This is a genomic window from Hassallia byssoidea VB512170, assembly GCF_000817785.2.
Classification (GTDB): domain Bacteria; phylum Cyanobacteriota; class Cyanobacteriia; order Cyanobacteriales; family Nostocaceae; genus Hassallia; species Hassallia carrinoi.
The window spans coordinates 100,316-112,749 of the sequence record NZ_JTCM02000011.1; the positions used below are offsets into that span (position 1 = coordinate 100,316).

General features: G+C 39.2%; 9 protein-coding genes. 3 read left to right on the forward strand and 6 right to left on the reverse strand.

The window, feature by feature from the left end:
* Positions 1-76 precede the first annotated feature (76 nt).
* The 5 genes from PI95_RS08305 to PI95_RS08325 form a co-directional block, all read right to left on the reverse strand.
* The gene (locus PI95_RS08305) at positions 77-1,195 is read right to left on the reverse strand and encodes a glycosyltransferase family protein (RefSeq protein ID WP_039754729.1); all 1,119 of its coding nucleotides are present in this window, start codon (positions 1,193-1,195) and stop codon (positions 77-79) included.
* A gap of 171 nt (positions 1,196-1,366) precedes the next feature.
* A complete protein-coding gene (locus PI95_RS08310; RefSeq protein ID WP_052325902.1) occupies positions 1,367-2,554 on the reverse strand; it encodes a cellulase family glycosylhydrolase in 1,188 nt (395 codons plus the stop codon).
* 15 nt (positions 2,555-2,569) lie between these two features.
* Complete coding sequence (locus tag PI95_RS08315; protein WP_039754730.1) at positions 2,570-3,715, reverse strand: glycosyltransferase; 1,146 nt, start codon at positions 3,713-3,715, stop codon at positions 2,570-2,572.
* 199 nt (positions 3,716-3,914) lie between these two features.
* Positions 3,915-4,844 (reverse strand): glycosyltransferase family 2 protein, encoded by a 930-nt coding sequence (locus PI95_RS08320; RefSeq protein WP_039754731.1) that lies wholly within the window; start codon positions 4,842-4,844, stop codon positions 3,915-3,917.
* 9 nt (positions 4,845-4,853) lie between these two features.
* Entirely contained in the window at positions 4,854-6,152 is a 1,299-nt protein-coding gene (locus PI95_RS08325; protein WP_039754733.1) for an O-antigen ligase family protein, read from the reverse strand.
* A 685-nt stretch (positions 6,153-6,837) separates the two neighbouring features.
* Here PI95_RS08325 and PI95_RS08330 point away from each other — a divergent pair.
* The 3 genes from PI95_RS08330 (at position 6,838) to PI95_RS08340 (ending at position 11,497) form a co-directional block, all read left to right on the forward strand.
* On the forward strand, positions 6,838-9,147 hold the full coding sequence (locus PI95_RS08330; RefSeq protein ID WP_039754975.1) for a GumC family protein: 2,310 nt from the start codon (positions 6,838-6,840) through the stop codon (positions 9,145-9,147).
* Positions 9,148-9,243: 96 nt separating this feature from the next.
* Entirely contained in the window at positions 9,244-10,548 is a 1,305-nt protein-coding gene (locus tag PI95_RS08335) for a lipopolysaccharide biosynthesis protein (protein ID WP_052325903.1), read from the forward strand.
* Positions 10,549-10,705: 157 nt separating this feature from the next.
* The gene (locus PI95_RS08340) at positions 10,706-11,497 is read left to right on the forward strand and encodes a Uma2 family endonuclease (protein ID WP_039754734.1); all 792 of its coding nucleotides are present in this window, start codon (positions 10,706-10,708) and stop codon (positions 11,495-11,497) included.
* 83 nt (positions 11,498-11,580) lie between these two features.
* Here PI95_RS08340 and PI95_RS08345 read toward each other — a convergent pair.
* Positions 11,581-12,434, reverse strand: an 854-nt coding sequence (locus PI95_RS08345) for a PepSY-associated TM helix domain-containing protein (RefSeq protein ID WP_163518710.1), incomplete at its 5' end; no start/stop codon positions are given.

Sequence of the window (12,434 nt, forward strand, 5' to 3'; positions counted from 1 at the left end):
ACCCTACATTTTATATTTTTCATGTTGACCTACTTAGATTGAGTTGTAATTTGATAAATCAGTTGTTTTGGCTCGTTTATGCTTGCATTACTAATTCAGCTAGGTTCTTTAAATCGGCTTGTCTAGATAACATTTCTGGTGTTTGTTCGAGTCCGACTTTATCTAATATTTGGCTCCAGCGATATACCCAGTCGTGGCGTAATAGTGAGTTAATAATATTGTCTTGACGTATTCTCTTTATGCGCTCAGGCTGTGCGTCAAGTTCTGCTATGATATCAGCTATATTAACGGCATTGTAGGGTATTTCAATTACTGCATCTTGCCAATTCAAGTATGTGGTATAAGCTTCACAAATTGGAGGAGTTCCAATCATTATTGCTCCTCCTGCTGCTCCTTCAAAAAAGCGAGAGCCTAATTCTTCTTGATTACCTGTTTGATTAACGCTGTCAAATTTGGCTTTATTAGCGATAAAATAACGGCTTCTTTTAATTAGATTAATATATAAAGTTCGATGTTCTTTATAATCCATCATTTGCAGACCTTTGAGAGTGTCATATAAATATAAAAAATTGTCTTCTGCTAGTTCTATTAAAGCTTTGTGTACTATTGGCGAACGACGACCGATGCTATAGACATCAATATTTCTTTGAGGTTGATGCGGATAGGGGCAAAATTTGATAGCATCGACGGCATAAGGTAGAGAGTAACAAGGACGTTGAATTAAATTAGCGATCGCATCAACACTCTTGGCTTGAGTCGTGAAAATATAATCAAAATCTTTGACAAGTTCCAGACAAAGCTTAGTCTTATGTTCCAAAACTTCTTTAGCCCATATTTCATCTATCCATAAAACAGCTTTATGACTCTTTTCTCGCCATTGTTTTATTGAATTTATACAGGTAATATCCCAAAAGTGCTGACAGATAAAAAATAATAAATCATATTCTTTATCCACAGTTGATGTTCGGCAACCTGATTTGAGAAGCTTGCCGTTACCTACAGTTAATGCCGCGTAATTTGCTAACTTTTTATTTATTTGCTTTCTCAAGCCAGAAGCGAACTCAGGTGTCAGCATATCAGCATAGTCAAAAGTGCAAATTGCATCTTCAAATTCATATTCGGCAGAGCGAAAAGCTTGAGAATGCAAGTTTCTCATGGATATAATTAAAATTCGTGGTTTGAGATTTTTTGACATGTTAAAATTTACCTCACGCAAAGGCAAGGTAGCGCGTTGCGGTGAGTCCACTCGGCGGTTGCCTGTACCGTCCCGTCGAAGTGGCGAACCCGAAGGGGGGTGGAGGAGTTTGTAGCGACTGCCGCGCGGAGGCGCAAAGAAAGAGTGTAAAATTAGGGGTTTTGGAGAAGTTTATTTCAGTAGCTTATTTAAAAGCTTTTGTTTGGGAGCGTTTATATTTTGCCAGTCATCTAGGAGAATGCCGCCAGTACCTTTACTATTGGGATTCCAACACCAATAAGCAAAGCTCAACTTTTTCTTAGCAATGTAATCGACAAGAAAGCGTTGCCAAATTCCTTCTTTTGATTTGTTATCTACAAAATATCCGCCAAATTCACCAATTAAAATTGGGGCGATACGCTGAGTGGCAATATAATTAAATCCAGTTTCCCAGCGTTGATAAAGGTTTGCCGGGAATATCGGATCTGCAAACCACGACACATTAGAACCACCGTATTCGTGAGGTGAATATACTAGCTTTTTGGGTATTTTCAGACGCACTGGATATTTGCGGACACCTTCGAGATTTGCACCCCAAAAGTAATTTGACTGTTTTTGACCGGGCACATTTTTCTCTATTCCTTCAACGAGAATTAGCCAATTTGGGTTTATACTGAGAATCTGATTTCCTGCCCGCTGTGCAGCTAATCGCCAATCTGTTGCTTGGTTCCCAGTTCCCCAACTAGCACTACCGTGGGGTTCGTTTTTCAAATCGGCTCCGATGATGTTGGTGTATTTTTTGTAACGATTTGCCAGCATTTTCCAAGTGTCAATCCAGTCTTTCTCAGTGAATCCGTCTCCGTACCATAATTCGGAAATATGGTCATCTTTAAGACAGTGACTGTCTAACAGAATCAGCAACCCTTGGCGTTGAGCTTCTTGAATTACTAAATCCATGACTTCAAGGGGGGTTTTGCCTTGCAAATCTTTATTTGCATCGATAGAAAAGTTGATACCGCTGATGTTTTGAGAACGCAGTGCTTCTACGGAATAAGGTAAGCGGATGAAGTTGTAGCCCAAACTTTTAATTTGAGCGAGCATGTCTTTATAGTCTCTGCTCCAAAGACCATGAGGTGCATGTGTGTTAATTTCTATACCAAACCAGTTGATGCCGCGCAGCATGACAATTTTACCTTTAGCATCAACAATCTGAGAACCGCGAGTGGATAAAGGCAAGATAATATTAGTAGCTGCGGCTTCTGTGCTGCTGGGGAACTGTGGCGAAAAAAGGTAGAGATTTGTAGAGAGTAAAATTAAGATGAAGCCAATGGCAATTTTTGCTGTGAAGCTTCTCCATAGTATTGAGTTGAGTCGTTGCATTGTAAAATGTTTGTATTAAAGATGATTTATGGCATAAGTAATATCCGCAAGAAATTTCGAGTGGCGGTTTTCTGACCAGGCGATCGCCTCGGCACAAATATCTGGTATTGTGTTTAAAGTTAATAATTGAACCAAATAAAGAGCGAATTCTTCTGGTTTTTCGGCAACTATAACTGAAGAGGGATATTCAGATATGCCACGTAATGCAGTAGGTGTTGCTACTAAAGGAGAACCGGAAGCGATCGCATCCAAAGTTTTTATCTGTACCCCACCCCCACTAATAGAGGGAATTGCTAATACTTTTGCCTGTGCCATAAATGTTTGGACACTGGGGACAAAACCGCAATAATTGATATTAGGATACTGTCCTTTCAACCATTCGGCACCTAATCCAGCAATATGAATTGATAGATTTGTGGGTAAGTGCGGATAAACTTTTTCTAAAAACCAATTCAGCCCTAATTTATTAGCTTTCCATGTCCAAGAACCGATAATACCAATGTCAAAGTTTTTGACTGTAGGTTGATGTGATGATATTTTCAAGCTAGAAGGTAGATGAAAAATTTTCGTTGTTTTATTGATGTCTAGAAAGTAGCTAGCATCATATTCTGTAAATGTCCAAACTTGTGTAGCTGTTTTCGCAAAATTATCTTCCATATCTTTGATGAGGTCAGTTTCTCGCTGATATATATGTTGTGATATCTGGCTTTGAGAGTTTTTTAATTGCGCTAGATATATTTCATGTTCAATGTTATGAGCGATGAATATAATTTTTGCTTTGTTGTTAAGGAAAGGTGCTAACCAGCCGATTTGGGCATGATCTATTAGGAAAATGTCAAATTTATCTTTTTTTAAAAGAGTTTTGAGTTGATTGATGTATTTTTGAGAATAATATTTGGCTGAGGAGTAGGGAAGATTTTTTAATAGTCCTAAGCTCATCCAAAGCATAGGATAAAGTCGGGATTTGTCGGTTTCTATGTGTCTTTGGGCGATGGGTATTTCATTGTTTTTTGGTTGGAAAATACTGCTTGGGCGTTGATATCCTAGGATTAAGGCTTCATGTCCATTATGTTGAAGTGCATCGATAAATGATTGTGATGCAATTTCACCGCCTGTTGTTTTTTTACTAGGAAGGACGGTTGTTAAGTATAATATTTTCATTAGGTAAGTTTGGAGTTTTTAGGTAGTAAGCACTTTAGTGCTTAAATCAGCGTTGAAACCTATTAAATAATTTGTAAGGTGTATTGAAGAGTTGGGTTCTCACAATTGCAGGAGATGAGTTGAGATGCACCTGTTTAACGAACCGCCAAGATGCCAAGAGCGCCAAGAGAAGAGGGGGAGAGAATCTATTTTTGAAGGGTTATATTCCTTGAGTTATTTTGTAGGCTTGGTAGCGCATTCCGGCGATACCTGCTAGGGTTCCTACGCCTTTGTAGATACGTAATAATGCTTTAATAAATTGATGCTGTCCGAGGAAAAGGGAGGGAAGGATGAAGCATAATCCTTGAGCTATTAGTGCGATTCCTTTGGTGATGCGTATGGTGAGTAGGATTATTGAAGGGTAAAGTTCGCGCTCGCAAATGCTGTGTCTGCTCCAACCTAAATAACCGCGTTGGAGTATCCATTTGATGTTAGTACGGCTTTCGGGTATCCACTCGTAAACTAAGGCTTGGTCTGCCCATATTAGTTTATATCCTGCGCGGTGAAGGCGCATGAAAAAGTGGGAATCTTCGCCGCCGCTGAGTGCAAAACGCTCGTCGAAAATTTTATCTATGTTGTGTAAAATTGAGGAGCGAATTAGTACGTTGTTGGTAAATGCAACTTTGAGTTGATGTCCTGTTGGGTGACGTTGTGGCTCAAAAAATTTACCTTGGATAATCCAGTTAGGTACGTCTGATTTGATAAAGTGCGGTAATGCGGGTCCGGTTACTACGTCTGCATTATGTGTTTGTTGAACGAATAAAAGTTCATCTAGCCAAGATGGGTGGGGAACTTCGTCATCATCTATGAAAGCGATGAAGTTTGCGTTTTTGTTAACGCAGGCGATCGCTTTATTTCTCGCATAGGAAATACCCCGCTGTCGTTCAATGGAATATTTCATTTTCCATTTGAATTTAAGCAGTTGACTTGTGCAAACTTTACTCGCTGAACCAGTGACATCGTTATCAACAATGATTACTTCTATTTCTGGTGTTTCACACTTGTTAAAAGTTAGCTGATTTAAATTTGTTAGCAAGCGGTTTAATCCTTCAGGACGTTTATAACTTGCTACGCATACTGAAATTAGCATTCTTTCTCCTTATCTAAAGTTTGGCTCTTTTTCTTGTGCCATTACTGCCGTATAGCTGTAAATTTGAGCTTGTTCTGACTCTATAGCCATTGAAAAAATTGTGGACACATATAGAATCCAAAAGATGCTGTTAGTAGCTAAAAGGGTACTTTCGCTGATGTTATAAATTACCAAAAAGCTTAGATACATTAATGTCCACAGTCCTTCTACGTTTTTGGTAATTCTTAACCAGCGTACTCCTTGGATACAAGCTGTTGTTAAGCTCAATAAAAATACAGCTAATCCGGATATACCTAATTCGGCTAATAAATCCATGAAGCCGTTATGACCGTAGGGACATTCCCATTGAAGTGTACGCCAAAGATAGGCAGTGACATCGCTATCCCAATCTCTCCAAAAGCCATTGAATCCGTAACCTAATAAAGGACGTTCTTGAATGAGTTCAAGCATTACACTCCATAACTCTGTGCGTCCTGTTAATGTCAAATCTCTCCCTAATGCACTGGTGATGAAGGGTAAGTTATCGACAAACAAAATGGCTGCACTTCCGATTACTAGAATGATCGCGATCGCTATCGGTACTAATTGGTTATAATTACGCCGCCAAGTTCTATACAACGGCATAATTATCATCAACACTACAAACACAACTAAAGCTGTTTTGGATGTTGAACGGACTATTAAAACAATGGAAAAAACATAGCCTATCCACGGCAGCCACCGGTATTTACTGTTAGCAATTGAATCAGAAATTGCTACAAACAAAAATACCATATTACTCAAAACCATCAACCGTCCCAAGAGGTTTTTGTGCGACATTATACCCCGCCAAGCACCTGCGTGAACGCCTCCCTCTTGAATGGTCATTAAACCGTAAAATGGCAATCCTATGGCAAACACAATACTAAGTAAAATTACCAAACCTAGCGCCCAGCTTAATAACTGTAGTTGCTCTCGCAAGCTGTAACGCAAAGCTAGATATATCCCAAATAGAGTTGTTCCTAACAACAATAAACTGCGGCGTAGGGTAATATCTGGTGCTACAGTCCAAATTGCTGATGCTAATGCAATTCCTACCAGTACCCAAATTAAAAAGTCCTTTTGTGCAATTAGTAGAAAACTCTTCCGTCGTGTCGCAAGCAAAAGCAAAGTCACCATATAAATCCCCATGAAAAGTAAGGGACTATATGGATCTTGGGGAATACTACCATTTGGACTTTCTAATAGCACTGGTATCAAGGCAGCTGTTGAAAGAAAAAGAGAAAATACAACAAATGCCTTTTCAACTAGCCTTGTAAATCTAAGCATCACAACTCTATTTTTTCACTTGAGTACTGCTATCAAAAGGAAATTACAAAAGACTAAAAAGTGCCTTTTAATAGCATGATTAGCTTTGCCAAAATTGCCGATAAAGTTATTTAATTAACAAGTCAGCACGCAGATGTTATCAATAGCTAATCCGGAATACCATCTGTACAAATTTCTAGTCAGCTATAAATCAATGCATTAACCTGTAATTACCAGCTTTGAGAATTTGAAGAGCGGTAGAACTGAAAAAATACTATCCTGGTTAAGATTTGACGCGGCTCTGCCCCCAAATTTAACTTGGAATAAAGAATTTTAGGATTAACTTTACTTAATCTTCATCAAGAATATTTTTTGATGAAATTTTGACTAAGCGCAGTGCATTATTCTGTTAACAGGATATGTTGAGGATATCTAGACTTGGAAAAATTTTGGTAAGTATCATGTCTCTTATTCTCAAAAATCGATTTATTGAGACATAATTAATCCAAGATATAAAGTCTACAAGATAACTTTATGTTGACTGTTCGCTCTTTTTCTCAACAATCCAATCTAGGTTTTGGCAATCGCAACATTAGCTATTGGTAGCTATCCAAATTATCTGCCTACCTCGGTTGGAAAAAAAATTAAGTTTTCCGAAAGAGAATTATCAAATTGATATCCTCAACAGTTTTGCATGGGAACGCAGATGCCAATTAAGGAAGAAGATTTGCAGGAACTGAAAAATTCCAACTCATCGTCAAGAGAATCTTATGGGTTTTGGAAAAAACCTGAAGGCAATGAAAACAATCAAGGTTTGAGTCAAATTGTTACAGTTTTACGCCGCAGGGTAGCTGTAATTGCTAGTGTGGCAGTTATCGTTACAACAGGAACAATTGGCTGGAGTGCAACTCGTATTCCCAAGTATGAAGGCAAGTTTCAACTGTTAGTTGAACCGTTAAAAACGTCTGATAATGAGTTACTGATTTTGCTTTCGCAAACGTTGCAGCAAAATGTCAACGAAATCAGCAGACAAAATACTACTGCGTTGGATTATCAGGCTTTAATGGAGGTTTTGAAAAGTCCGAAGCTGATAAATCCAGTAATTCAAGAACTGCAAAAACAATATCCGGAAATTAGCTACGATCGCTTGGTTGGCAATGATGTATCTGGTAAGCTAGCTAGCGGGCGAGAAGGTACACTGTATGTTAACCGGATGGCGAAAGGTAAAGATGAATCTCGAATTATTGAGGTTCGTTATCGCGATTCCGATCCGCAAAAAGTCCAGATTGTATTGGATCGGATATCGCAAGCTTATCGAAAGTACAGTCAAGACCAACAGCAGACGAATTTACGTCAGGGAATCAAATTTGTTGATGAACAATTGCCAAAATTGCGGTATCGGGTAAATGCGCTGCAAGGTCAACTACAATTTTTTCAGCAGCAACATGACTTGTTTAACCCGCAGCTACAAGGGGAACAACTGTTAAAAAGACGCGATGAACTGCAAGCTACGAAGTTAGAAACTGAGAAAAAATTGGCTGAGGCAAAATCACTGTATCTTTCATTACAAGGTCAGTTGGGAATGCCACAAAATGAAGCGATCGCAGCTTCAGCTTTGAGTGAATCACCTCAATATCAACAGATACTCACTCGCATCCGCGACATAGAAGCCAAAATTGCTACAGAATCAGTTCGTTTTAGTGACGAAAGTCCTACAATCAGGCTTTTGCGCGAACAACGAGAAAAACTATTACCTTTATTAAATAAAGAAGCACAATTAACATTAGGAAATAACGCACCCGATGTCGAATTAAATTCATCGCAAGTAGGCGGTTTTCAAAATTCTGTTCGTCGCGAACTTATCCAACAACTAGCTAATAATACTAACCAAGTTAAGTCACTCGAAGCCAGTTTATCAGCTACAAAAGCGGCTCAAGTTAAATTAAATCAACAAATTCTTGAATATCCAGTACTTTCACGTCAGTACGCTAATATGCAACGAGAATTGCAAGCAGCTACTGATACACTGAATCAGCTTTTAAATCGCCAAGAAGCATTGCGCGTAGATGCTGCACAACAAGAAGTTCCTTGGGAACTAATTATGCCTCCCACATTACCGCGTAACAAAACCGGTCAACTAATGCCCGTTTCACCTAGCGGTGCAAGTAACATACTTTTGGGAGGAGTTGCAGGTATCCTTTTAGGCGTTTTAGTTGCTTTTGTTCTCGATAATTTAGAAAATGTCTACCACGATGGTGACGAGATAAAACAGACAACTCAATTGCCTTTATTGGGGGTAATTCCTTTCCATAAAGAACTGAAAAAATTGGCGCGTGCAGGTGATGTAGTTCAGTTAACTAAAAAACACAATCCGGAACGCGAACTAGATAATCATGCTAAATCTGTACAACACAAATCGGCTCAGTTTATAGAAGCATTTTGCTCATTTTATACGAAAGTGCAATCTTATAAAATGGAGGCTTCTATTCGCTCAATTGCTATCACTTCCGCAACATCTGGCGAAGGTAAAACCACAGTGGCGGCATATTTAGCACAGATGGCGGCAGAAGCCGGAGCGCGAGTATTATTAGTAGATGGAGATTTACGCCATCCGCAAATACATCTGAGATTCGGTTTATTAAATAATCAGGGATTGAGTGAAGTACTTTCTGACGGTATAGATATCAGCAAAGTAATTCAGCAATCACCTTCAGACGATAATTTGTTTATCTTGACTGCTGGGAGAATACCTGTTAACCCAACAAAGCTTTTGTCTTCATTAACAATGCAGACTTTTATCGATAGATCGCAAACAAATTACGACTTAGTTGTGTATGATACACCACATCTTTTAGGTCGTCTCGATACCAATGTTTTGCTTTCGCAAGTAGATGGAATTGTGTTAGTTACTGGATTAGGTAAAGCACTTCGTCCTACTTTGAAACAAGCATTAGAAGAATTAAAATCTTCTCGTGTTTCCATTTTGGGTACGGTTGCTAACACCGTTGAACATTAATATTGTAGTAAGGGCTTCAGCCCTTAAAAGTTTTTGCTTGAGCGCTGAAGCGCTCACTACGAAATAATAATACCCTATGCTTTAATGTATTAGAATATGACATTCATTAATAAGCGCCATCTACAGAAACCGAATTTTCTTGACTCATTAATTAATCGACTTCAAGAAAAACTATCTAGCCAGTTTCTTCGCAATCTTAGCTGGCTAGGTATAACAGAAATCGTCTACAGAGTCTTGCGTTTAGGATTGGTAGTCATCATTGCTCGTTTTTTGACTCCTTACGACTACGGTTTGGGAGCAATTGTGATGACAGTTCGGGAGTTTACCTTGACGTTTACTAACGTCGGTATTGGCGCAAAAATTATTCAAGCTGAAGAAAAAGAATTAGAGGTTTTATGCAACTCTGCATACTGGTTAAACTGGATGATTTTTATTAGTTTATTTTTCATCCAGAGTGTTGCCGCTTTTCCGATTTCTTGGTTTTATAAAAATAATCAGATTCTTTTGCCAATTATTGTATCAGGGCTTGTTTATTTAATATGGCCCGTCTCGGCTATTCAAAAGACTTTAATTCAAAGAGAAAATCGCTTAAAAATTATCGCTGTAACTGATAGCTTACAAAACTCGTTTGCAAGTATATTTTCTGCTATATTAGCGGTTGCGGGGATGGGTGTGTGGTCTTTTGTGCTGCCGGCGTTTTTGGTCGCGCCGCTGGAGCTAATCATATACTATTATTTTCACGATTGGCGATCGCACTCTAAATTCACCACCAAGCACTGGGGCGAAATTTTCAGCTTTGGTAAAAACTTGCTCGGTGTTGGTTTACTCAAAACTCTCAGAAATAACTTAGATTATCTCATAGTTGGACGCTTCATCGGCATTAAAGAACTAGGTATATACTTCTTTGGGTTTAACGCTGGTTTAGGCATTAGTTTAAGTATTATCAACGCTGTAAGTTCAGCTATATTACCTCATTTATGTGCAGCGCGTTCCGATTGGTTTGAGTTTAAGAAACGCTATTTTACCAGTCTGAAAACTATTAGCTATATTATTATTCCCTTTGTTATATTACAAGCTAGCTTGGCTCCTTTTTATGTGCCAATTGTTTTTGGGCAAAAGTGGGTACCTGCGATTCCAGTTTTGATAATGATTTGTTTGTCGGCGATTTCTCGACCTTTTGCGGATGCTGCTTCTCAGTTGTTAGTAGCTATTGGTAAACCTAACTTAGATTTGCGTTGGAATATTATATTTACTGGAATATTTGCGGCTGCGTTACTGATAGGAGTTCATGGGCAAGTTTTCGGGGTAGCGACATCGGTTTTATTAGTTCATTTGATTTGTTTGCCGATATTTACATTTTGGGTGACAATTTTTGTTTTTCCGAGATTGGGTAGGTGCTAGCGACAGTTAGGCTAAAATCGTAGCGTTTTAAAACGCAGAGGGACGCTGAGGTTAACGCAAAGTAACGCAGAGTTTTTGTCATAAATTTCGTTACGAATTTCTGGAATTTTGTACTAAGCGATCGCCTAAAATAGAAATACGAGTGGAGGTAACAGCGATGGTTTCCCAAATTGAATCTTCAGCGCCTTCGGAGATTTTCTATCCTGAATCTGATGGTCAGCCGATGGCAAATAATACAGAACACTTTGAAATTATCGTACTAATTAAAGGTAATTTAGATATTCTCTTTGCAGATAATCCCAATGTTTTCATCGCTGGTGATTTGTTCTGGTATCCCATCGAAGGCAACAACAAGATTAAATATGCACCCGATGTGATGGTTGCCCTTAATCGTCCCAAAGGTCGTCGATCTTCTTATAAGCAGTGGGAAGAAGGAAACCAACCGCCCCAAGTAGTGTTTGAAATTCTCTCCCCAGTCAACACATCAGTAGAAATGGATCGTAAGTTGCTGTTCTACAGTCAATACGGTGTCGAGGAATACTATATATATAACCCAGCAAATAATGAACTACGAGTTTGGTTACGGGGTGAGTATGGTTTAGACTGGGTAGATGTTGGTGAAAAATGGGTGAGTCCACGGCTGCAAATTAATTTTGATGTCTCCGGTGAACAGTGGCAACTTTCATACCCAGATGGTCAGCCTTTTATGACATTTGGGGAATTAATGGCACGATCGCAAGCTGCACAACAACAAGCTCAAGCCGCACAACAACAAGCCCAAGCCGCACAACAACAGGCTCAAGCTGCACAACAACAGGCTCAAGCTGCACAACAACGCTTACAACAAGCAGTACCTCGACTACTGAGTATGGGATTAAACCGAGAACAAGTGGCTGATGCTTTGTCCCTTTCTGTAGAAGATGTGGAAGCGATCGCTATGAATCTTTAGCTTCACTCTTCCAAGAAGAAACCAAATACGCTCTGTAATTTAATGAATGCGTGAATTGTGGTGTAATGCCAATTTATAGAGCGTCAATTTGAAGTTGTATAAATGTTATTTTTTATAGGACGTTTTGTCCAGTGACGATATAAGTACATTAGAAAGCCAGTGAGAAATAGAATTAACGGTGCAAGTCCAACAAAGACATAGAGAATGCGAGTAGGCAAGCCACCAAAAGTACCGTAGTGTAGGGGAGTAAAGGAGTTGAGGACGCGCGAGCCCAACCGCATCTTTAAAGCATTATCAACTCGCAAAACCTCACCACTGTACTGGTCGAGATAAACATTACTATCACCATAATCTGAACTGTCCTGCGGTAGCTTCATGCGAATTTGTAGAGCATCTTCTGGTTTATCAGGGAAGTAAATGCTTTTGGTAACAGCACCAGGTAAGGCAGCATTAGCAATTTTCAGTTGTTCTGTTAGTCCTAAGGTTGATTTACCAGGAATTGGCTTGGATACTAGCTCGGATGGTTTTGGGGTGAATGTCACAGCGTAAATAATAGGCTCAGTCAAATCGTAGAAGTTCCAGCAAAAGCCCGTAAAGCCAGTAAAGAATAAAAAAACCACAGTGATAATGCCAGCCACTTTGTGAATGTCAAAGTTCGCTCTTTGGGGATGAGCATCAAGCTTAATTTTGAAGCCGGCAATTAGCTTACGCCAACCGGGCCAGAGAACTAAACCTGTGATGGTGAGTATACACATTAGAAAGGCAGCAATGCCAACAATTATAGTTCCGGTTTCGCCTGCCATTAGGCTGTAATGCAGTTCAAGGAGCATACCAATTAGAGTTTTATCCGATATACGCTCACCGATAATTTTGCCTGTATAAGGGTTGACAAAAACTTCTGTCCTTTGCTCATCAGTTGATGACAACTGCCCCACGT

Excerpts from the sequence above, each read along its gene's own strand:
- PI95_RS08305 (WP_039754729.1), bottom strand. The coding sequence starts at position 1,195 with ATGTCAAAAAATCTCAAACCACGAATTTTAATTATATCCATGAGAAAC.
- PI95_RS08310 (WP_052325902.1), bottom strand. The coding sequence starts at position 2,554 with ATGCAACGACTCAACTCAATACTATGGAGAAGCTTCACAGCAAAAATT.
- PI95_RS08315 (WP_039754730.1), bottom strand. The coding sequence starts at position 3,715 with ATGAAAATATTATACTTAACAACCGTCCTTCCTAGTAAAAAAACAACA.
- PI95_RS08320 (WP_039754731.1), bottom strand. The coding sequence starts at position 4,844 with ATGCTAATTTCAGTATGCGTAGCAAGTTATAAACGTCCTGAAGGATTA.
- PI95_RS08325 (WP_039754733.1), bottom strand. The coding sequence starts at position 6,152 with ATGCTTAGATTTACAAGGCTAGTTGAAAAGGCATTTGTTGTATTTTCT.
- PI95_RS08330 (WP_039754975.1), top strand. The coding sequence starts at position 6,838 with ATGCCAATTAAGGAAGAAGATTTGCAGGAACTGAAAAATTCCAACTCA.
- PI95_RS08335 (WP_052325903.1), top strand. The coding sequence starts at position 9,244 with ATGACATTCATTAATAAGCGCCATCTACAGAAACCGAATTTTCTTGAC.
- PI95_RS08340 (WP_039754734.1), top strand. The coding sequence starts at position 10,706 with ATGGTTTCCCAAATTGAATCTTCAGCGCCTTCGGAGATTTTCTATCCT.